This window comes from Desulfobacula toluolica Tol2 (assembly GCF_000307105.1).
In the GTDB taxonomy this organism is placed as follows: domain Bacteria; phylum Desulfobacterota; class Desulfobacteria; order Desulfobacterales; family Desulfobacteraceae; genus Desulfobacula; species Desulfobacula toluolica.
Map to the genome: position 1 here is coordinate 4,578,957 of NC_018645.1, position 21,282 is coordinate 4,600,238.

Consider the following 21,282-nt stretch of genomic DNA (forward strand, 5'->3'; position numbering starts at 1 on the left):
CTAATGATTAATTTTGATAATTCTGCGCCGGTAAGATTAAAAGGGGTTGGGGATGGTTTCTGGATCACGCTTGACCCGTCTCAACCTGAAAATGTGCTTAAATCGGAAATAGACAAATTATTTAAAAATTTAAGGCACCTGATCATAAACTCAAGTGTTATAATTGATGTTAAAGATGCCAGAGGACACGACGATTTGATAGAAAATATCAAATCATATTTGATAAACACATTTGAGGTCGCAAGAGTATCTAAACCATCTGAAAAGAGATCCATTCCAACAGAACGAATCCGTCAAAGGGATCTTTCAAAGGGCTGGAATCATCATAAAAGTGACGTGTTAATGCTCAGGGGACGGGTTAGATCCGGTCAGAAGGTTGAATCAAAAAAGCATATTGTGATAGCAGGAGATGTGAATCCCGGATCGGAAATCATTGCCGGAGGAGATGTGATTGTTCTTGGCAGGCTGGCAGGAAAAGTTCAGGCTGGCTGCCCCAATGATGAAACCGCCATTATCTTTGCACTTGATTTCAATCCAAACCAAATTGAAATCGCGGGATTTTTTGCTCCGGGAATCAATAAAAAAGCCAGCGCAAAGCCGGAATATGCCTGTGTTGAAGATAGTGGGGTAGTTGTAAAGGATTATATGGAGGCAAATCCTTTCCGGAAATTGCCTTGGCCGGAAGCCATTTAAGAAAAATTTAAGAATAGAGGTGTGAATTGGAAGGTAAAATAATCGTCATAACATCTGGAAAAGGCGGTGTTGGAAAAACAACCGCCACTTCTTCTATTGGTGCCGCCCTTGCCCTTGAAGGCAAAAGGGTGGCAATTGTTGATATGGATATCGGCTTAAGAAACCTTGATGTTGTTATGGGCCTGGAAAACAGGATCGTATTTAATATCGTTGATGTTGTCCAGGGAAAATGCAAAATAAGCCAGGCTGCCATCAGGGATAGACGGATAGAAAACCTTTTCCTTATTCCGGCATCACAAAGTGACAACAAAGATGTGCTAACGACTTCCGGTGTGGAACGGGTGGCCAATCAGCTCAGAAAAGAGTTTGATTATGTGATCATGGATTCACCGGCCGGTATTGAAAAGGGATTTGAAAATTCAATTGTGGGTGCCAATGAGGCTCTGGTTGTCTGTACCCCTGATGTATCTGCTGTCAGGGATGCGGATCGCGTTATCGGAATTTTGTATTCAAGGTCGTTAACCCCGAAACTGATCGTGAACAGGATTGAACCCAGCCGGGTGGCAAAGGGTGAAATGCTAAGTCATGAAGATGTTCTTGACGTTCTTTCCATTGATCTTGCAGGGCTTGTCCCCATGGATGAGCTTGTATTGATTTCTTCCAATACAGGAACCCCTCTTGTTTTACAAAATGAATCAACAGCAGGCCAGGCATTTAAACGGATTGCCAGACGACTCAATGGTGAAGCAGATTTGCCAATAGAAGTTCCAAACCATAAAACCAGCATGTGGGGCAAACTCAGCAAAACCTTTGGGTTTAAAAAATAAGGAGAAATGAATGTTCAGCGGATTAATAAAAAAATTTGCCAGTCAGAAACCAAGTAAAGATGCTGCAAAAAAAAGACTTCAATTCTCCTTAATATATGACAAGCTTGAGATAGACGATACAACATTAACCAATCTTCAAAGAGATATTGTCGAAGTGATTTCAAATTATTTTGAGATTGATACAAGCTCTCTTGAACTCAAGGTCAAAAGGGGTGAAGAGGTGTCAGCACTGGTCTTTAACACACCCATTCTTCATATAAAACGAAAAACCGTATAAGTTAGATCTTAAATTTGACTAACAGCCATGGCAGATTGAGCTTTCACAACAAAACGTGAAAGATATTTGATTTCAACTATTTAAAAGTTCTTTCATATAACTGCCACGGGCAGACTTGCTCTTTCGCTCAGATTTGCCCACAACAAAAAATGCAAGTTACTGTTTGAATTTTTAAAGACTTTCATATAGAAAAGCACCAAAATGAGCTTGCAGCCTTGTTTTAGCTCTTTCTTTTTTTCCTTCCAAGTACCCTATCTATTTAAGACACCCAATCTTTTTTTGTTTTATGATCAATTCGTGATTATTTTAATAATTAAGCGGTGAATTTCAGCATCGTTAATTTAATGAACCGTCAAGGATTTCAAATTATTTCATTTGAGATCCTAAGCAATCTTTAAAAAAAAAGGAGATGCAAAATGAAACAAAAAATGATCCTGTTTCTGATGGTTATGACAGTTTGAATTTTTAAAGACTTTCATATAGAAAAGCACCAAAATGAGCTTGCAGCCTTGTTTTAGCTCTTTCTTTTTTTCCTTCCAAGTACCCTATCTATTTAAGACACCCAATCTTTTTTTGTTTTATGATCAATTCGTGATTATTTTAATAATTAAGCGGTGAATTTCAGCATCGTTAATTTAATGAACCGTCAAGGATTTCAAATTATTTCATTTGAGATCCTAAGCAATCTTTAAAAAAAAAGGAGATGCAAAATGAAACAAAAAATGATCCTGTTTCTGATGGTTATGACAGTTATTTTGATTTTCGGAGAGTATCTTTTTGCCGACAAACAGAATGCCGTAAAAAATAAAACAAAACAAGCCTCGGAGAATATTATGATATCAGATAAAGACGAAATAAAAAAAAATATAGGAAAGCTTGCAATTGCCACCTTTGCAGGAGGATGTTTCTGGTGTACAGAATCTGATTTTGAGAAAATCAAAGGAGTTAATCAAGTAATTTCCGGATATACCGGCGGGCAAGAAACAAACCCGACCTACCAGGAAGTGTCCGGAGGCAACACCGGTCATGCCGAGGCGATACAGGTGTATTATGACCCCGATGTTGTGACCTATGATGAACTTTTGGATGTATTCTGGCGGCATATTAACCCGACAGATCCGGGCGGGCAGTTTGTGGACAGGGGGTCACAGTACCGGTCGGAAATTTTTTACCATACCGAGGCGCAAAAAAGAAAGGCAATGGCTTCCAAGCAGGCATTGGAAAAATCAAAGATTTTTGATACGCCTGTTGTCACCCCCATTACAAAATTTGAAAAATTTTATGAGGCTGAAGCATACCACCAGGATTATTATAAGAAAAATTCATATCGGTATAAATATTACCGATGGGGGTCCGGCAGGGATCAGTTTTTAGACAAAGTATGGAAGGATAAGAATATGGATAAAATGGACAAAAAGAAAAATCTGCCGGAGAAGAAAAAAACCGTTAACCTGTCATCCTGGTCAAAACCGGAAGATCCGGAGATCAAAAGAAAACTTACACCTCTGCAGTACAAGGTCACTCAGAATAACGGAACAGAACAGCCTTTTAACAATGAATACTGGGACAACACCAAAGATGGGATTTATGTGGATATTGTTTCAGGAGAACCTCTGTTCAGCTCCAAAGACAAATTCAAATCAGGTACTGGGTGGCCAAGCTTTACAAAAGTTCTTGAGCCGGATCATGTTATTGAGAAAACAGATAAAAGCCTGTTCACGGTCCGGACAGAGGTGAGAAGCAGATATGCGGATTCCCACCTGGGACATCTGTTTGATGACGGCCCCCAACCCACGGGCATGCGATATTGCATTAACTCTGCGGCATTGAGATTTATCCCCCAGAACGAACTTGAAATTCAAGGATATGGCAAATATCTGGAAATGTTTTGACAAATAAAGACTTTTGATACGAAAGGTGTCTTCTATGCTATGGGAAAGGCACCTTTTCAAGTTTCAGTCCTTGTTTTTGACTGATTGTTATGGTACTGGTGATCATGTTCCTGAGAAACAATCAAATGCAGCTTGCCATTAAGTTAAAAGACGCTATTCTGGATGCCTATGATCCTGAAGCCGTCATATTGTTCGGATCTCTAGGGCGTGGTGATGCCGATGAGTTCAGTGATATAGACCTTTTAGTGATTATGGAAACGGTTCAAGATTCAAAAGAAGTGAGAAACAAGATATCCGAATCTCTGAACCATATCACAACCAACAAACATATTATCGTTAAAAAGGTTAACGAGTTTATTCATCAATTTGATATCCCCGGAACCCTTGTTTTCCCGGCAATGAATGAAGGACAAATACTGTTCGAAAAAACCGATATTTTGCAACAATTTCCGACAACAGATTCATATATCACAAGAAAGCAGAAGGTGATTAAAACCGAATACCTTCAAAAAGCCCATGAATATTTGACCCTGGCTGAAGCATCGCTCAAGACGAATCATATGTTCAGGTGCAGGGATTTTGCAAAATTTGCTGCGATACGGGCGACAAAAGGCCTTTTTGTCAGACATGATATTCATCCGCCAAGGGATACTGATTTGGTTCAACTTTTTCACAGTATCAAAAAATTCGAACCAGGCTTGATGAAATATAACGAATTTTTGAGAAAATTAAACACCTATTGTCCTGAAAAGACCGGTGATGAGGCAGATCTGAAAAATGCTGCTGTTCTCCAAAGCACAAGAGATTTCATTGAGCATGTTAAAGATACATGCTTGGATGATAATCAAAAAAGCAATTAGAATTCCATTACTTGATGCCTACATCAATTCAGACGATTTCTCCAAATTTTCTTTACACACAGGCCAGATACTGATACGGATTGATCTGAATTTTCAATCCTTTCCGGTCGGACATAATTTGATTCTACATGATGTCCGGTTTTGTACAATAAAAGAATTGAAAATTGGAAAATATAATTTTTCATTAAAAAAAGGAGGTATCATAATGGCGGAAATGACGGAAAAAATCAGAAACTTGTTTGAACAGGTTCCCATTGCTTCACTTTCCACGGCAACAACGGATGGCATTCCAAACAGTGTTCCTGTTGGGGCAAAAAAAGTAATTGACAACGAAACTTTGCTCATCTCAAATCAGTATTTTAACAAAACACTTGAAAACATAAAAGCAAATCCCAAGGTAGCCGTCACTTTCTGGGAAGGAAAGGAAGGCTACCAGATCAAGGGCACGACAACCATAGAAACGGAAGGTCCCCGTTTTGAAGAGACATGTGCATGGATTAAAGAAAAGGGACATACCTGCAAGGGTGTTTTAATTATTAAAATAGATGAAATATTCGGTGTCTCCCCCGGACCGGGTGCAGGCAGAAAACTTGCATAGTTTAGCCAACTGCCTCTTACGGGTTCTACAGGATGTTAAAAAGTACCATTGATGCAAATATGATGACCGGTTATCATGAGTTTTATCTCATATTAATGACTCAGGACATTGATTTTTAAGGAAAAACTCGATAAGAAAAAGAGAATGTTGATCAGATAATATCCTGGAGTTATGAATGCGTCTTGAATGTAACAGTCTGAATTTTACCTACCCCGGCAGTGAGATTGCCGTCATTAAGAACCTTTCTTTTTCCATGGAAAACCCAGGATTCAATGCTTTGTTCGGACCATCCGGGGTTGGGAAAACATCTTTGGCAAAAATAATTGCCAATATTAATGGGAGAAATATTCGATGTGGCGGTGATCTCTTGATCAACAACATGGATACTATTCTTTATTCGTATAACCTGGAAAGGCTTCCGGGATGGTCGAGTACGGGCAATCATCTGAACAAGGTAACACCGCCTGGAAAAGAGGCATTAAAAAAACAATTAATCAATATTTTTGAATTAAATGATGTGCTGGGCTCAAGATTTTCCCAGCTTTCCATGGGGCAGCAGAACCGTATCAATCTCATTCGATACCTGTTACAAAAATTTGATCTTCTGATTCTGGATGAAAGCCTTGCCAATGTTGATGAAAAATTGAGGGAATCAATCATCCTTGCTATCAAAGAATTATTTGCCGATAAAATGTTTTTATATATTTCCCACAACCTCATAGAGGTATCAAAATTTTGCAAACAGATTCTTGTTTTCGGAAAACAATCAGAAAACAAGGGCTGTTTTATGGTAAACGGGCAGGATTACAGAGCCGACTATCAACTGGACAAAAAAAAGCTGGATCTCACCATGCTGGAGATTATGAATGCTTTTTAGACGAATTTATCAGTTTTTGATCGTATATGCTATTGGCATTGCTTTTTTATTGATGATAAAGATGGTATTATCATTGTCCGATTATGTGATCCCGGGTGTTCCGTTAATCATTGAAACAGCAGGCCATTTAATTAAAACCTATTTTTTTGACGTTATGAACACCTTGTCAGTAACCGTACTGGGCCAGTGCATGTCGATTATCATGGCCTTTACCGTGGGGATTGCCGGCCGGAAGTCATCCTGGATCGGTTCTTTTATTAAGGTGACGGCCTATAATATACAGGCATATCCAATTGTTGCCCTGGCCCCAATTATTTTCATCCTTCTGGGGGATGGATTTCTTCCAAGGCTTTTGATTGCGTCCATGATCTGCTATTTTCCACTTCTTTTATCCGTGCTGGGCATCATGGCAACCCCGGTAGAAGATATTGAACATTTTTATATTGTCACAGGCCGGATGAGGTGGCAGCTTGAGGTAAAAATAAGGGCATTTGAAAATTTAAGCAAGCTGACGACCGTTATATCGGGAAGCGCAACCCTTGCCATGGCCGGAACCATTGTGGCGGAATTCATTGCTGCCAATGCCGGGATCGGGTACAGTATCAGGATTGCTCTGTATCAAAGCGATCTGGCTAAAATTCTGATCGCGTTATTTATGATCGGCATCATTATATCCATATACCAGGGAATGTTGGAAACAATGGGAGAACAAATTAAAACCAAATGGTCTATTTCAAAAAAAGGAGAGGTCTTATGAAAAAAAGCCATTTCATAGTACTGGTGCTTTTATTGTTTCTGATCTCTGCAACATCCGTACATGCAAAGCAAATCAAATTGAATTACAGGCTTAAATGGCTGTTTAACGCCAGTGTTGCAGGGGACATTTATGCTGATGCCAAAGGCTATTTTGCTGATGCCGGTTTAACCGTCAAGGTCAAGGAGGGAAGTCCTGAAAAAAACGCCATTAACGAATTGGAACTGGGGCATGCCGATTTTGGCGTGGCGTCCGCAGACCAAGTGATTCGTGCCCTTGATAAGGGGGCCAAAATCGTCGTTATCGCACAAATTTTCCAGGTCAATCCCATGCAATGGATTTACCGGGCGGACCAACCTGAAATCAAAAAACTTGAGGATCTTAAAGGACGCAATATCGGCATCACGTTTGGCGGAAATGATGAAACCATTATGAATACCGTTTTTGCCAGGGCGGGCATTACAAAAAAAGATGTCACCATTACAGGGGTCAGGTTTGATTTTACCCCCTTTTTCAGACAAAAAGTGGATGTCTGGCCGGTATACAGAAATTCCCAGGGCGTTATACTCAAAGCTAAACTGGACAAAGAGGGAGAAAAAATTTATTTTTTCAATCCAGCTGATTTTGGTGTAAATTTTGTGGCCAATTCCGTGATTACCTCGGAAACGATGCTGAAAAACAGGCCCGAAATGGTTGAAAAATTTTTAGAAGCTTTGCTCAAAGGCTGGGAAGCCGCCATGAATCCGGCAAACGAAGCCTCAGTTCTCCAAGAAATCAAAAAACTGGATCAGGGAACCAATGATGAAATCAGGCAACAGCAGCTTGTCGCCACAAGAACCCTGATCAAACCATCCGTATCAATCAAAATAGGCACTATTGATATCAATGCCTGGAAGCAGACCGAGCATATCATGTTCAAAGAAAAACAGATAAAAAACAAGGTCAATATTGCAACTCGTCTGATCCAAAACATTAGCAAACCAGTTGAATTTAAAAAATTTAATTAGTGAGTAATGATAATGAATCATCTCTTATGATGATCTGAACAGCATAATTTTATTTATGGTTATTTAATAAATAAGGAATTCCATGAAAGTAGATATTGGTCCGGTAACCCGGTTGGAAGGTCATCTGAGTATCCATACAACGGTTGAAAATAATGTTATTACAGAGGCAAAAAGCATGGGAGAAATGTTCAGAGGCTTTGAAGCATTTCTCCGGGGCCGGGATCCCCTGGATGCACAGCAAATAACTCAAAGAATCTGTGGTGTCTGCTGCTATGCACATGCTGTAGCATCCTCTTATGCTCAGGAATCTGCATATAATCTAAGCGTACCGCCAAACGGCCGTATTTTGCACAACCTGATACAAGGAGCAAACCATCTGTATGATTATTTGTTGCACTTTTATCAATTGTCTGCATTGGATTTTGTAGATGTTACGGCAATCCTTGAATATAAAGGGTCGGATTCCGACCTTACAGTTCTCAGGGATTGGGTAAAAACAGAACTTAATTCAAAAACAGCTTTTCCAGCAGCACCCTTTTTGCCAAGACTGTCAGGACGCTATCTTTCCGATGCACAAGTAAACATAGGGGCTTTGAAACATTATATTGAATCGCTTGAAATCCAAAAAAAGGCCAACAGGGCCTCAGCTATTTTCGGCGGCAAATTTCCGCATGCCACTGCCATATTTCCAGGCGGATGCACCCAGTCTCCAACTATTGACAATATTGCATCATACAGGTCATTAATTTTTGAAGTTCGAAATTTTATCCATCAAAAATATATCCCAGACATACTGGCTGTTGCCAAAGAATTTCCCGATTACTGGAATATCGGAAAAAGCCGGGGCGGTTTTCTGTCATATGGACTGCTGCCCCTTGGGCCGCAATTGGACAGCAAACGATTGTTTGCGCCAGGCGTCTTGTTTCAAGACAATTTTGCCCGTGTTGACTTTGATGCCATTCAGGAAGATGTAAAATATTCCAAATACTCATCCCCTTCAGGCTTAAAGGTAAGAAATGGGGAATTAACCCCATCCTCCCATAAAACAGGGGCATATTCATGGGTTAAAGCGCCAAGATATCAGGAGAAAATGGTGGAGGTCGGCCCGGCAGCCAGGATATTGGTGGATTATCATCAAAACAACAACCCGAAAATCAAACAATTGGTGGATAAATTTGCCGGTTTGGCGGGCATCAAGGCCGAAAACCTGAACTCAGTACTGGGAAGACATCTGTGCCGTGCTATATCTGCCGCAGTTATTGCTGATTTTCTGCTGGAGGAGACGGAGCGTATTGATCTTAAAGGACAACACATGGCCCAATATAATCTTCCAAAATCAGGTGAAGGATTTGGTGCCACAGAAGCTTCACGGGGTGCCCTTCTCCATTATATTAAAGTTAAAGATTACAAAATAAAAAAATATGAGTGCGTTGTTCCAACCACATGGAACTGTTCGCCCAAAGATGATAATGATCAGCCCGGAGCGCTTGAATCGGCTTTGATCGGAACCCGGGTTGAGAATCCTGATGAACAGATTGAGGCCAACAGAATTGTACATTCTTTTGATCCGTGCTTAGCCTGTGCCGTACATTAATAACCAGACCGATAATTACAACAGGCTGAAACTTTTTAATTTTTCGTTGAGGACAAATTTATGATAGATAGACGAGAATTTCTGAAAATGGCTGCATGTTTAAGTGCCTCCTTTGGTATTTCCAACTTCCCCGGAATTGTTAATGCAGCCTTGAAAAAGATCACTCCTGAAAATACTCCCCAACTTATTTATTTACAGGGCCAGTCATGCACCGGCTGTTCTATTTCATTGCTGCAGGCAGAATCTCCTGATGCAGTTTCCATGGTGACCCAATATTCAAAACTTTCGTTTCATGCTGACCTGTCTGCCGCATCAGGCAAACAGGCTTTGAAACTCATTGAAGAATACATTTCAGGCGATGCCGGAGAATATTTTCTTGCAGTGGAAGGAGCCATTCCCTGGGCAATGCCCGAAGCTTGTGTGATAGGAGACAAGCCGTTTGCCGATTATTTGACGGCGGCTGCAAAAACCATGAACGGTGCCGTAGCAGTCGGCACATGCGCTGTACATGGCGGTATTCCTGCTGCCGAAGGAAATTTAACCGATGCCGTCAGTCTCAAAGAATTTTATAAACGAAAAGGCATTAACCCTTTGCTGATTGATATTCCGGGATGCCCGGTTCATCCTGACTGGGTATGGAAAACTATCATTCACCTTGCACAGGTAGGATTGCCGGAGTTAATCAATGGCCGGCCCAAATTATTTTTTCAACGCAAAGTCCATGAGCTTTGTCCAAGATATCATGATTTTCAACAGGAGATCTTTGCCGAAAAACTGGGTGATAAAGGATGTCTATTCAAGTTGGGCTGCCTTGGTCCCGACACCTATGCCGATTGTCCGACACGTTGGTGGAACGGTGGACAAACCTGGTGCATTGATGCAAATGCACCCTGTATAGGCTGTGCCTCATCTCAGTTTGCATCAAAAAAGAATTTTCCATTTTACAGATCATTTGAACAGGCAATGATAAAAAATTCGGAGGATAATAAATGAATCAGAAATTCTTTTCTCATCTCTCGGTAACTCACAGAGTTCTCTTTGTCGTACTTTTTGTTCTTTTTATTTCCCTTATTATAACTGTTTTATTGCTGAATGGATTTGTTGAAAGGCAAATGCGTCTCACATATACTGATTCGGTTCAAACACTTTTTAATGCATTTGAAGATGGCGTAAAGGGCTCTCTTGAAAGAGGGCAGATGAAAAATTTTCAAAAACTGTTGCATCATCAAAAAGAGATAAAAGGGGTGCTTGGAGTTAACCTGTATGATAAACAAGGCGACATAAACTTATCTTCAAATAATATTGCCAATGAAACACGGTTGTCTTCTGAACTGCTTGATCAGATTGATCGCTCCAAAACAGAACAGCTTATCTTTCAAACCGACTCAAGGCTTACTGTATATGCCCCGCAATGGGTGGTTCCCGATTGTATCCGGTGTCATCCTACCTGGAAAAACGGAGATATCGGAGGGGTATTGTCTCTTACATATAATCTGGATTCACTCAACAATGTTATTGACCGTCTGAAATATTTTACTGCCGGTGGATCTTTGATTCTCCTGTTTATTGTCAGTATTATCATATTTTTAGTGATGCGCAAAATGGTCAGCAATCCCATTAATAGCATCATTAACAACTTAAGCACCAGTGCAAAAAGTGTTGGTGAAGCCTCCCATATGACAGCTTCAAGCAGTGAATCTTTATCTAAAAATGCATCTCTCCAGGCATCCTCACTGGAACAAACCTCGGCATCTTTGAAAAAACTGGCTGAAATGACGCATATGAATACTGAAAATGCAGCCTTGGCTGATAATATAATGAGTGAAACAAGCCAGGTCATGATTGACTCAAATCAAACCATGGACGGCCTGAACAATGCCATGAAAAAAATTGAAGAAGCCAACAAAGAAACTGCATCGACTCTCAAGCTCATAGATGAAATAGCTTTTCAAACAAATCTGCTTGCGCTCAATGCCGCTGTTGAAGCAGCCAGGGCAGGTGAGGCCGGTGCGGGTTTTGCCGTGGTGGCGGATGAAGTCAGAAATCTGGCGTTACGGTCTTCAAAGGCAGCCAATACGATTAATGTGCTGATCAAAGGGTCTAATTCCAGAGTATCCAAAGGGGTTGAGTTTGCACAAAAAGCAGGGGAATCATTTGGCACTTCGGGAAAAAAGACCCGAGAAGCTGTTGCTTTGATAAATAAAATTGCTTGTGCATCAAAAGATCAATCCGCTGATATTTCTCAATTGTCCATTGCCGTCACTGAACTTGGAAAGGTGACTCAAAATAATTTGGGGGATTCAAACAAGGCATCTTCGGTTTCAAGTGAAATGGAATTACAGTTTAAAAAGTTAAGTCAAGATGTTGACAGCCTGATCAAATTAATAAGAGGAGAATCTGTTTTCAGGGAAGCAAATTTGAAATAAAAAACAGCAGCAATGAAACTGCAAAAATATTAAAATATGCGGATGATCTGTTTGCTTTTCGCATTAAACCGGATCATCATAAAAAATGCAGATGCGGTCAAACTGATGAGAAGGCCGTACCAGACGCCATAGATACCCATATTGCATGTAAATGCCAGAAAATACCCTGAAGGAAGCCCTATCACCCAGTAAGCAACAAGGGTGATCAGGGTGGGTATTTTCATGTCGGTTATACCGCGTAAAATACCAAGCCCCACAGCCTGGGTTCCGTCGGAAATCTGGAAAAAAGCAACAATCACCAACAGGGCTGCGCTGATATCAATGACCTCTTTTTCGGAAATATAGAGAGTGGGCAAAAAAAAGCGGAATAATATAAAAATTAATCCGGCTGATGCCATAAAAACGGCACACAACAGTGTGGCTGAAAATCCTGCGATCCGTGTTGCGTGAATATTTTTTTGTCCCACGGCATTGCTTACCCGGATTGTGGCGGCAGAAGATATGCCCATGGCAATCATGAATGAAATGGAGGCAAGATTTAATGCAATCTGGTGGGCTGCGAGCTCAACCGTTCCCATCCAGCCGATCATGATTGATGAGGCCGTAAATGCACTGACTTCAAAAAAATACTGGAATCCTGCCGGAATACCTATGGCCAGAAGCCGCCGCATCATGGAAAAATCTATTTTCCTGTAATTCAAGGTGGGATCAAACCGCTTCATTTTCGAAGATTTTCTGATGACAACCATCAGCACAATCGCCATGAATGTTCTGGAACTGATGGTGGCAATACCGGCACCTGTCAGGCCAAGGGGCGGCATGCCAAGATGGCCGTATATAAAGATCCAGTTTGCCAGGATATTCACAATATTTGCTAACAAAGTGATAAACATGGCAGGTTTCAGATAGCTTACTCCTTCGGCAAATTGCCGATAGCTTTGAAACAGCATTAACGGTATCATGGAACCGCCCAGCACTTTCATGTAAAGAGATGCCGGACCCACAATTTCTTTTGGCTGATTTAAAAACCGGATACACTCTGATAGAAGAAGGGTGACACAGCAAAGCAGAATACCAAAAAAAACATTCACGATAAGACCCTGCCTTAAGATAACACCGCATTCTTTATCATTGCCTGCACCGTATGCCATGGCGGTTAAAGGGGTGACCGCCACGGTCAGTCCGAATCCAATAACCATAATCAAGATAAACATGGCATTTGCAATGGATGCAGCAGCAAGAGCCTGGACACCTAATTTTCCCACCATGACGTTATCCACAACCGACATTAACAATTGCCCTACCTGACCTACAACAATGGGAAGAGACAAAATAAGGGTTTTTTTTATTTCATTTTTAAACATGGTTTGATTCTCAAACAGATTATGAGGCTGCCATTTTTTCAATATGCGTTAGGGCAATTTTTACGGCATCTTTAATTTGTTTTTCAGGGGGGAGCGTCTGCTCGATCTTCTCAATGAACCGGGACTGACGCAGCAGTTTATAGGATTCGTTGAAATTAAGGTCATAGACCCAGCTTATCTGTAACAGCTTTAGATCTGTCAAACAGCTCAAATGGCAGGTTTGAACCAGCTGTCCATTATTGAGAGCATTGATTATTTTTTCAGAGTATGCCTGTCCTTTATCTGGAAAATTTAAAAAGATTGCATCAGTTCCCTGTTTGATTTTTTTTGAGTAATAATCAATGACCACCTTCCAGATATCAAGTTTGTCTGCATCGCGAAGCAGTTTAATGAACAACAATTGTTTTTTGTTTTGGATATCAGGCAGTTGGTACGCGTTATGCCAGGCAATGGCTGTCACAATATACCTTTTTTCCTCTGTTGACAGGTCTTTCAGAATCTTATGAACTGATAGTTCCCGTATGCCGAGCTTGGCGTGATTTACCGATTTTTTGTCGTTAAATGTAGCATAATCCCGATATTGTTTAAACCGCCCGATATCATGAAATAATGCTGAAATTTCGACAATTTTTAATTCATCTTGTGTAAGATTCAGGGACCTGCCAAGCCTGAGAATATTCGCACAGACCCTGAGGGTGTGGACCTCTTTTAAATTAAACATCCGGTTCTGTTCAGGAGTGTTTCCATAAAAACCGGAAACATATTCAAAAAACCTGGATTTCAACTCCAACACTTGTTTGTTCTTCATGTTCAAGGCCTCATTTTGTTCAACTCATATCGTTGATCCGTTCAATAACTGCCACGGGCAGACCTGGTCTTTCGCTCAGATTTGCCCACAACAAAGGTTGAAAGTCTCTGTATGAATTTTTTAAGACTTTCATATAAATTTTCATGGGTTTAGATTTAACCTATACACTTTAATTTAGTCGGGCTTACAGGTCAAGCAGTGGAATAAAACTTCCAGTGTATAGTCAATGTCATAAACTTAAGCATTGAGTATTTTACCACGAAGGACACGAATTTTACGAAGATATTAGAGTATTCAACTTCGTGTTCTTCGTGGTTTTAATCTGAAAGTCTCTTAACTTTATGACATTGAGTGTATAGTCTATCTTCCACTGGAAGTTTTATTATATTTTATAAATCAGTCCGGTTAAATAGATTTGGTGCAGCCGGTTTAAATTTCATAACTGATGATTCTTAACCCCTCCAGGGTCAGGGATTGTTCTACTTTTTCAATAGTTTTGGATAATCCTGATATCAGTGGTGCCAGGCCTCCCGTGGCAAGAACCCGGGGGGTGGTTGACATCTCTTTGGTCATTCTTTCAACCATTCCGTCCACCATTGATGCATTACCGTGAATTATACCGGATTTAATACTGTCAATGGTGTCCTTGCCAATTACCTTTTCAGGGGCCTTGAATATTTCCACCCTGGGCAATCTGGACGCTTTCTGAAAAAGGGCATCGGCAGAGATCATAACCCCAGGTACAATTGCGCCGCCAAGATATTCTCCTTGCTCGGAAATAATATCAAATGTGGTAGCAGTCCCGAAATCAATAATAATGAGAGCTGTCTTATATTTGTTATAGGCAGCCACGGCATTGACGATCCGATCCGCCCCGACTTCGTTGGGGTTATTATAAAGAATAGGCATAAGTTTTTTTACGGAATCAGGATTTATCCATACAGGTGTTAAACCCAAATACCTTTCACAAAATGCATTCAGGATAGGAACGGCGGACGGAACAACCGAGGAAATAACAATTTTTTCAATTTTGGTGCGATTCACACCCTTATCTGAAAAAAGTGCGTTGGCCAGGACATTGAATTCATCTGCGGTTGCATCCCTTACGGTTCGAATCCTCCAGTCATGCTTGAGATTCTCACCGTCATAAACACCGATAACGGTATTTGTATTTCCTACGTCAATCACAAGAAGCATTGCTTTCTCCTTTATTCTATTTTTACTGTAAACACATGTGGAACCGCATCTGTCATCACCAGGCCAACCGGTATGTTAATATATGCATGCCGGGCATATACCCCTGGTTTTAAGTTCTTAAGGTCAATAAACGAATGTATTTGACCCATAATTTCCATATTATTTAAAGTTTCAAATGGACCCTTAACCCGAATCGTTATAAAAGACGGCTCAATAGTTACTCTGGATGTGCAATTCCAGACCTGGACAGGTATGTTTTCAATTGATTTTGAAACCAGCTGCTGCTGAATCGGAATGGTAACAATAATAATAGGATCTGACGAAGAAATAATGGATGAATTGTCCAGATCCAGAGGAATATTTTTTTTAAAATCTTCTTTGGCATTGTTAAGATCAATGGGTTTTGTCTTTAATTCCTTAATCGACAAAATCAAGGAAGCTGCACCGGTTAATTCAACACTGGCAGGTTCTGTGGCAGCATCCAGGGCAATATAGCCTTTGGCAGGTTCTCCTGTGTAAGGAACCGATATGGCAAATGTTTTTTTTATTTTTTTTTCAATTTGAACACTTAAATACGGGGGATTAATCGCAAGGATTTTTATGGCCGGGTTCATGGGAATTCGTTTTTTTTCAACAGGAATCAAATAGGCTCCAGGTTCAATAGAATCTGAATCACCTGCCGGATCGAATTCAAGGTCAGTATACAGATCCACAGGGTAGCGTGTACTCTCCAAGTTGATACGTTCGATCAATTTGGGGTCAGCCTGGATTCTGATCTCTATTTTATCTGTATGAAAGTAGGTCAGCACCATATTGTCAGGTATATTGGAAAAATCAACAGGCAATAGAAGATCAGTCTGAACCTTGTCAGTGCTACAGCCGGAAATATCAAAAAGAACAGATATCAAAAAAAGAACAGATATTAAAAAAAAAACACGCTTGTTACAAGATTTCTTATGCATTCCTGATCGAATCTATGATACGGGTAAAAGAGTTGACTTTTTCAACATCATGGACTCTGACAATGTGTGCCCCTTTCAGGATAGAGGCTGCAACAGCCGCCAGTGTGCCATATTCGGTCTTTATATTATCCGGGCCAACCTGTACTTTTTCTTTTTGACTCAAAATATTTTGAATAAAAGACTTGCGGGACGGTCCCATGAGAACAGGATACCCCAACTCAGTAATCTTATCCAGATGGTTGAGAATGACCAGATTATGTTCAACGGTTTTTCCAAACCCAATGCCCGGATCAAGGATTATATTTTTCTTTTGTATGCCTTTTTCCATGGCATGGGCCGCTCTTGACTCAAGGTAGCTCGTTATTTCAAGCATCAAATCATCATAATTGGGGTCCACCTGCATGGTTTCCGGGGTTCCCTTCATGTGCATTAGCACCACGGGAACCCCTTGCCTGGCAGCAAGGTCGGCCATGGCAGGGTCTTTTTCAAATGCGGAGATATCATTGATTATGGCGGCTCCGGCATCCAGAGCCTCTTTGGCAACAACAGATTTCACCGTATCAATGGAAATAGGCACGTCAATTTGTTTTGCCAAAGCTTCAATGACCGGGATGACCCGGTCAAGTTCTTCTTGTTCCGATACCGGCTCGGAAAATGGCCTTGTTGATTCTCCTCCGATATCAAGAATATGTGCCCCGTCTTCAACCAGTTTGATGCCCTGAGTTACTGCTTTGTCAACAGTGTTGAAACGGCCTCCATCGGAAAAAGAATCAGGTGTTGCATTTAAAATTCCCATGATACAGGTTTCAGTACCCAGTTCGAGGTGAAATCGGTCAAAGTCAAGTGTGAATGGCTGCATTTGCTCTACTCCTATTCCCTTTTATCAGTGTCATCCGTATCATCCGAACTTTTGCCGTCTGATTTGGAAGAATCCTGATTATCCGATGTTTCAGCCTGTTCATCCCTCTCAATGACGTTCGTGCTATCTTGCCCGGATGTCTCCTGATTTTCAGGCTCAATATGCTGTTTCGGCTTAATATAAATATTTTTTTTGCCAAAAAAATCAAACTCAGGCCGCATGGAGGCAATCATATTATCCAGCTCAGGCCCTAAAATAGTTTCTTTTTCAATGAGCAGTTCCGTCAATGCGTGGAGAATATCAATATTTTCTTCAAGGACTTTTTTCGCAGTTTTATAAGCCTTGTCAATGATCAAGGAAACCTCTGCATCAATTTTTCTGGCGGTTTCTTCTGAGTAGGCTTTGGCCTGGGTCATTTCACGACCGATAAAAATATTGTCATCATGATTCTCATAGGACAGGGGGGCCAGATTATCACTCATGCCAAATGTTCTGACCATGCTGTTGGCAAGCTTTGTGGCCTGTTTGATATCATTGGATGCACCCGTACTGATGCGTTTAAAAATAAGATCTTCCGCCACACGTCCGCCAAAGGCAATGGCAAGCTCATTTTCAAGCTGGTCCTTATATTTAAAATCCCCTTCTTCAGGAAGAAACCAGGTAACCCCGGCAGCCCTGCCCCTGGGAATAATGGTAATCTTGTTAACGGCATCTGTGTTGGGCAAAAACCTTGCCACAAGGGCATGCCCGCCTTCATGATATGCAGTTGTTTTTTTGTCTTCGTCCTTGATGACCTTGGATTTTCTTTCAAGACCCATGTAAACCTTGTCTTTTGAATCTTCAAAATCTTTCATGGTCAGTTTTTCATGGTCCTGTTTGGCAGCCAGGAGTGCGGCTTCATTCACAAGGTTTTCAAGGTCTGCACCGGAAAAACCAGGGGTGCCTTTTGCCAGAATCACCGGATCCACATCATTGTCCAGGGGGGTTTTTTTCATGTGAACCCTTAAAATGCCTTCACGGCCTTTAATATCAGGCATGTCCACCACGACCTGACGGTCAAACCGCCCCGGACGAAGCAGAGCCGGGTCCAGAACATCCGCCCTGTTGGTGGCTGCCATAAGAATAACGCCTTCATTGGATTCAAACCCGTCCATTTCCACCAGCAGCTGGTTCAGGGTCTGTTCTCTTTCATCGTGGCCTCCGCCCAGGCCTGCGCCTCTCTGACGTCCAACCGCATCAATCTCATCTATAAATATAATACAGGGAGCGTTTTTTTTACCCTGGGCAAAAAGATCCCTCACCCTGGAAGCACCAACTCCCACAAACATTTCAACAAAATCAGACCCGCTGATGGTAAAAAAGGGAACCCCTGCCTCACCTGCAACAGCCCTTGATAAAAGTGTTTTTCCGGTTCCTGGATTTCCAACCAGTAAAACACCTTTTGGAATCCGTCCGCCAAGCCTTGTATATTTTGAAGGGTTTTTTAAAAAATCAACAACCTCGGTCAATTCTTCTTTGGCCTCATCAATTCCCTGGACATTGGCAAAGGTGACTTTTTCTCCCTTATCATCTATGAGTCTTGCCCGGCTTTTTCCAAAGGACATGGCTTTTCCGCCACCTGCCCCCCCCTGCATCTGGCGCATAAAAAAGATCCACACACCAATGAGTACAATCATGGGCAACCAGGATACGATAATTGACATAAACCAGGAGTTCTCAGCCGGTGGTTTTGCTTTAATGGCAACCCCTTTGGAACGCAGAAAACTGATCAGTTCTCCATCGTCCGGCGCAAAACTTTTATACCTGGCACCGCTTCCATCGGTCAGATATAAATCCCGGCCCTGGATCACCACACTCTGGACGCGTCCGTCTTCAACCATTGCAAGGAACTCTGAATACCCGACTTCCACCTGCCCGGTCTGTTGCTGATTGAAAATATTGTAAAGCATGACCATCATCAGAACAATCACCAGCCACAGGGAAATATTTTTATAAAATTGATTCAAGATTTTTCCTTTCCTTAATTCTTAAATAACCCAATCATTTTTCAGAAGCCGGTTCGACCTGTTTTGATTTCAAGGTTCATGCGATTAACCGACAACTGTTTTTATCCTTAAAAAACACCCTGATCCATAAACATAAAATCAAAGTATACAAGCACATATTAAACATGAAATATGAATATACAAGAAAAATCTTAGCCTTAGCGACCTTGTTTTTCCCTTGCTGTTCGCCTTGATTGCTTCTCTTTGTTTCCGATTTGCCTTAAGGGTTTATCTTCTTTTTTGATTATAATGCTATCCTTGTTTTTGTAAACCCTTATCTGACCAGGCAAATCCAGACTGATGCCCGAGGGACGATCAAAGCAAAATTGTATCATATCCTCTATATGGGCAAAACAAATCCGCTTTAAATCTTTTTTAACCTTCCATATTGCCTTTCTGAAGACACGGTTTAAAATCGCCGGATGAAGCTCTGACATTAAGTTTTTTGACAAGGCAACAGCATGATTGTCTGTTTTGATCAAACACCTGTTAAACTGCCTGTCGGTTTCCATGTCCCAAAAATCTTCTTCCTTTCTTAATATCCGGCTCAGCCTGTCAAGGGCATCAATGATTTCAGGATTGTATTCCGACTGGAGCCGGGGAAGCAACCGGTGGCGGATATTATTTCTTAAATAGGCCATATCCGTATTGGACGAATCAACCCGGTAAGCCTGTTTTTTATCTGTTAAAAAATCAAGGATCTGGATTTTTAAAACCCGGATCAAGGGCCGGATATATCTGTTGTTGCGTATGGCCGGGATTCCTGAAAGCCCTTTGGAGCCTGCTCCCCTTAGCAGGTTCATCAATACCAGTTCAACGTTATCGTCTTTGGTGTGACCGGTGGCAATTTTTGTATACCCATGAAGTTTGGCTGTTTGTTCAAAAAAACGGTATCTGACATCCCGGCCGGCCTCTTCAATTGATAGACGATGCTGTTTGGCATACTTTTTTACATCTGTTTGCTCACCATGAAACAACAGGTCAAGATTGTGTGCAAAACTTTTTACAAAAATTTCGTCTGCTAAAGATTCATCTTCTCGAAGCATGTGATTCATATGGGCAATGCCGATATTTAAGCGGTATTTTTTTTTAACGGCCAGCAACGACAACACCAGGGCAACGGAATCAGGGCCGCCTGATACGGCAACCAATACCTTGTCTTCCTGTTCAAGCAGGTTAAATTCATGAACAGTATCGGCAATGATGTCAATAAATTCTTTTTTCATGCACATCCTGGTGGTTGCGTCAGCATGCAAACAAAGGCATCCTGGATTTTTCAATCAATCCGGATGCCCATGCTTTTTCAAAAAAAGTGGTAATGGCGGCTTCCCCGTTTTTTCCAATATCTTTTGAAAAATCATTTACATAAAGTTCGATATGCTGTTGGATCACATCTTCATCCAGCTCCTGGGCATGAGTTTGAATATAATCATAGGCCATGGCAGGATTTAAAAAAGCATGGTCAATGCTTTGGCGAATCAGTTGTTGAATCGTGCAGACCACCTTGGGGTCAATGTCTCGCTTGACAGCAATACAGCCCAAAGGGATGGGAAGGGAGGTTTTATCTTCCCACCACTGACCCAGGTCTGCTTTTAATTCAAGCCCCATGGTTTGATAAACAAACCTGCCTTCATGGATAATAACCCCGAAATCGGCTTTGTTTTCCATGACTGCGGGCATGACTTTTTCAAAAGGCATGGGCATGACCTGCATGTCTTGGCCCTTAAAGAGATCGTCCATATAAAATTTGAAAAGATGGTAAGCTGTTGTGCCAAGACCGGGCACGGCAATCACGGGCCTGGCCTTATCATCCAGGGACCTGCCGGGATTTGATATGATCAGCGGGCCGCAGCCCATGCCCAGGGCAGACCCAGTTCGCAGCAGGGCATATTTGTCCATGAGGCTGCCAAATGCGGCAAAGGACAGTTTGGTAATATCATATGCCCCTTTGGCTGCATTCTGGTTCAAAGTTTCCACATCCTCAAGCACGATGTCAAATGCGTATCCTTGAAGATCAATCAATTGTCCGGCAATAGCCTTGAAAATAAAAGTGTCGTTGGGACAGCTTGAATAGGCCAGGCTGTATGTCTTGTTTGGTTTCATTCTTTTCTTATTATCAAAACAAGCACCATAAAAGCAATTTGATTTTTAATATTGACCTAACTTTACTTTTATCTCTGCCATGATTATCGTTTCTGGACATGGGATGAATCAAAACAGCAGATCAGGAGTATATAGAGTC

At 41.3% G+C, this 21,282-nt stretch carries 20 protein-coding genes; 12 read left to right on the top strand and 8 right to left on the bottom strand.

What is annotated here, in order from left to right; all coding sequences use genetic code 11:
- The first annotated feature begins 3 nt into the window (after nucleotides 1–3).
- The 12 genes from TOL2_RS20790 to TOL2_RS20845 all read left to right on the top strand — a co-directional run bounded on the left by TOL2_RS20790 (nucleotide 4) and on the right by TOL2_RS20845 (nucleotide 11,805).
- Nucleotides 4–693 (top strand): septum site-determining protein MinC, encoded by a 690-nt coding sequence (locus tag TOL2_RS20790; RefSeq protein WP_014959246.1) that lies wholly within the window; start codon nucleotides 4–6, stop codon nucleotides 691–693.
- A gap of 26 nt (nucleotides 694–719) precedes the next feature.
- Nucleotides 720–1,520, top strand: a complete 801-nt coding sequence (minD, locus tag TOL2_RS20795) for a septum site-determining protein MinD (RefSeq protein WP_014959247.1) — start codon at nucleotides 720–722, stop codon at nucleotides 1,518–1,520.
- A gap of 10 nt (nucleotides 1,521–1,530) precedes the next feature.
- Complete coding sequence (gene minE / locus TOL2_RS20800; protein ID WP_014959248.1) at nucleotides 1,531–1,797, top strand: cell division topological specificity factor MinE; 267 nt, start codon at nucleotides 1,531–1,533, stop codon at nucleotides 1,795–1,797.
- A 710-nt stretch (nucleotides 1,798–2,507) separates the two neighbouring features.
- Nucleotides 2,508–3,689 carry a peptide-methionine (R)-S-oxide reductase MsrB gene (gene msrB, locus TOL2_RS20805; protein WP_014959249.1) on the top strand — a complete coding sequence of 394 codons (1,182 nt, stop codon included), beginning with the start codon at nucleotides 2,508–2,510 and terminating at the stop codon, nucleotides 3,687–3,689.
- 104 nt (nucleotides 3,690–3,793) lie between these two features.
- Nucleotides 3,794–4,549 (top strand): nucleotidyltransferase domain-containing protein, encoded by a 756-nt coding sequence (locus TOL2_RS23880; RefSeq protein ID WP_051012481.1) that lies wholly within the window; start codon nucleotides 3,794–3,796, stop codon nucleotides 4,547–4,549.
- Between the two features lie 205 nt (nucleotides 4,550–4,754).
- On the top strand, nucleotides 4,755–5,147 hold the full coding sequence (locus tag TOL2_RS20815) for a pyridoxamine 5'-phosphate oxidase family protein (protein WP_014959251.1): 393 nt from the start codon (nucleotides 4,755–4,757) through the stop codon (nucleotides 5,145–5,147).
- 175 nt (nucleotides 5,148–5,322) lie between these two features.
- A complete protein-coding gene (locus TOL2_RS20820; protein WP_014959252.1) occupies nucleotides 5,323–6,024 on the top strand; it encodes an ATP-binding cassette domain-containing protein in 702 nt (233 codons plus the stop codon).
- Nucleotides 6,014–6,781 (top strand): ABC transporter permease, encoded by a 768-nt coding sequence (locus TOL2_RS20825; protein WP_014959253.1) that lies wholly within the window; start codon nucleotides 6,014–6,016, stop codon nucleotides 6,779–6,781. Before TOL2_RS20820 ends, TOL2_RS20825 begins: the two co-directional genes overlap by 11 nt.
- Nucleotides 6,778–7,785 carry an ABC transporter substrate-binding protein gene (locus tag TOL2_RS20830; protein WP_014959254.1) on the top strand — a complete coding sequence of 336 codons (1,008 nt, stop codon included), beginning with the start codon at nucleotides 6,778–6,780 and terminating at the stop codon, nucleotides 7,783–7,785. The genes TOL2_RS20825 and TOL2_RS20830 overlap by 4 nt, the downstream gene beginning before the upstream one ends.
- Before the next feature lie 82 nt (nucleotides 7,786–7,867).
- Entirely contained in the window at nucleotides 7,868–9,379 is a 1,512-nt protein-coding gene (locus TOL2_RS20835; RefSeq protein WP_014959255.1) for a nickel-dependent hydrogenase large subunit, read from the top strand.
- A gap of 60 nt (nucleotides 9,380–9,439) precedes the next feature.
- Nucleotides 9,440–10,372 carry a hydrogenase small subunit gene (locus TOL2_RS20840; RefSeq protein ID WP_014959256.1) on the top strand — a complete coding sequence of 311 codons (933 nt, stop codon included), beginning with the start codon at nucleotides 9,440–9,442 and terminating at the stop codon, nucleotides 10,370–10,372.
- Nucleotides 10,369–11,805 carry a methyl-accepting chemotaxis protein gene (locus tag TOL2_RS20845; RefSeq protein WP_014959257.1) on the top strand — a complete coding sequence of 479 codons (1,437 nt, stop codon included), beginning with the start codon at nucleotides 10,369–10,371 and terminating at the stop codon, nucleotides 11,803–11,805. Before TOL2_RS20840 ends, TOL2_RS20845 begins: the two co-directional genes overlap by 4 nt.
- A 29-nt stretch (nucleotides 11,806–11,834) precedes the next feature.
- Here TOL2_RS20845 and TOL2_RS20850 read toward each other — a convergent pair whose 3' ends face one another.
- From TOL2_RS20850 to TOL2_RS20885, 8 genes are all read right to left on the bottom strand, one after another.
- Nucleotides 11,835–13,169, bottom strand: coding sequence for an MATE family efflux transporter (locus TOL2_RS20850; RefSeq protein ID WP_014959258.1), 1,335 nt, complete (start codon nucleotides 13,167–13,169; stop codon nucleotides 11,835–11,837).
- Nucleotides 13,170–13,188: 19 nt separating this feature from the next.
- Nucleotides 13,189–13,977, bottom strand: coding sequence for an HD domain-containing protein (locus TOL2_RS20855; protein WP_014959259.1), 789 nt, complete (start codon nucleotides 13,975–13,977; stop codon nucleotides 13,189–13,191).
- Nucleotides 13,978–14,406: 429 nt separating this feature from the next.
- On the bottom strand, nucleotides 14,407–15,174 hold the full coding sequence (locus tag TOL2_RS20860) for a type III pantothenate kinase (protein WP_014959260.1): 768 nt from the start codon (nucleotides 15,172–15,174) through the stop codon (nucleotides 14,407–14,409).
- A gap of 11 nt (nucleotides 15,175–15,185) precedes the next feature.
- Complete coding sequence (locus TOL2_RS20865) at nucleotides 15,186–16,082, bottom strand: CdaR family protein (RefSeq protein ID WP_232507986.1); 897 nt, start codon at nucleotides 16,080–16,082, stop codon at nucleotides 15,186–15,188.
- A 46-nt stretch (nucleotides 16,083–16,128) separates the two neighbouring features.
- Complete coding sequence (folP, locus tag TOL2_RS20870; RefSeq protein WP_014959262.1) at nucleotides 16,129–16,995, bottom strand: dihydropteroate synthase; 867 nt, start codon at nucleotides 16,993–16,995, stop codon at nucleotides 16,129–16,131.
- 11 nt (nucleotides 16,996–17,006) lie between these two features.
- The gene (gene ftsH / locus TOL2_RS20875) at nucleotides 17,007–19,001 is read right to left on the bottom strand and encodes an ATP-dependent zinc metalloprotease FtsH (protein ID WP_014959263.1); all 1,995 of its coding nucleotides are present in this window, start codon (nucleotides 18,999–19,001) and stop codon (nucleotides 17,007–17,009) included.
- Nucleotides 19,002–19,198: 197 nt separating this feature from the next.
- On the bottom strand, nucleotides 19,199–20,266 hold the full coding sequence (tilS, locus tag TOL2_RS20880) for a tRNA lysidine(34) synthetase TilS (protein ID WP_014959264.1): 1,068 nt from the start codon (nucleotides 20,264–20,266) through the stop codon (nucleotides 19,199–19,201).
- Nucleotides 20,267–20,285: 19 nt separating this feature from the next.
- On the bottom strand, nucleotides 20,286–21,143 hold the full coding sequence (locus TOL2_RS20885) for a menaquinone biosynthesis family protein (RefSeq protein WP_014959265.1): 858 nt from the start codon (nucleotides 21,141–21,143) through the stop codon (nucleotides 20,286–20,288).
- Nucleotides 21,144–21,282: the final 139 nt, after the last annotated feature.

Bases quoted from the DNA above. Each gene is read 5' to 3' on its own strand.
- TOL2_RS20790 (WP_014959246.1), top strand. From the start codon at position 4: ATGATTAATTTTGATAATTCTGCGCCGGTAAGATTAAAAGGGGTTGGG.
- minE (WP_014959248.1), top strand. From the start codon at position 1,531: ATGTTCAGCGGATTAATAAAAAAATTTGCCAGTCAGAAACCAAGTAAA.
- msrB (WP_014959249.1), top strand. From the start codon at position 2,508: ATGAAACAAAAAATGATCCTGTTTCTGATGGTTATGACAGTTATTTTG.
- TOL2_RS23880 (WP_051012481.1), top strand. From the start codon at position 3,794: ATGTTCCTGAGAAACAATCAAATGCAGCTTGCCATTAAGTTAAAAGAC.
- TOL2_RS20815 (WP_014959251.1), top strand. From the start codon at position 4,755: ATGGCGGAAATGACGGAAAAAATCAGAAACTTGTTTGAACAGGTTCCC.
- TOL2_RS20820 (WP_014959252.1), top strand. From the start codon at position 5,323: ATGCGTCTTGAATGTAACAGTCTGAATTTTACCTACCCCGGCAGTGAG.
- TOL2_RS20825 (WP_014959253.1), top strand. From the start codon at position 6,014: ATGCTTTTTAGACGAATTTATCAGTTTTTGATCGTATATGCTATTGGC.
- TOL2_RS20830 (WP_014959254.1), top strand. From the start codon at position 6,778: ATGAAAAAAAGCCATTTCATAGTACTGGTGCTTTTATTGTTTCTGATC.
- TOL2_RS20835 (WP_014959255.1), top strand. From the start codon at position 7,868: ATGAAAGTAGATATTGGTCCGGTAACCCGGTTGGAAGGTCATCTGAGT.
- TOL2_RS20840 (WP_014959256.1), top strand. From the start codon at position 9,440: ATGATAGATAGACGAGAATTTCTGAAAATGGCTGCATGTTTAAGTGCC.
- TOL2_RS20845 (WP_014959257.1), top strand. From the start codon at position 10,369: ATGAATCAGAAATTCTTTTCTCATCTCTCGGTAACTCACAGAGTTCTC.
- TOL2_RS20850 (WP_014959258.1), bottom strand. From the start codon at position 13,169: ATGTTTAAAAATGAAATAAAAAAAACCCTTATTTTGTCTCTTCCCATT.
- TOL2_RS20855 (WP_014959259.1), bottom strand. From the start codon at position 13,977: ATGAAGAACAAACAAGTGTTGGAGTTGAAATCCAGGTTTTTTGAATAT.
- TOL2_RS20860 (WP_014959260.1), bottom strand. From the start codon at position 15,174: ATGCTTCTTGTGATTGACGTAGGAAATACAAATACCGTTATCGGTGTT.
- folP (WP_014959262.1), bottom strand. From the start codon at position 16,995: ATGCAGCCATTCACACTTGACTTTGACCGATTTCACCTCGAACTGGGT.
- tilS (WP_014959264.1), bottom strand. From the start codon at position 20,266: ATGAAAAAAGAATTTATTGACATCATTGCCGATACTGTTCATGAATTT.
- TOL2_RS20885 (WP_014959265.1), bottom strand. From the start codon at position 21,143: ATGAAACCAAACAAGACATACAGCCTGGCCTATTCAAGCTGTCCCAAC.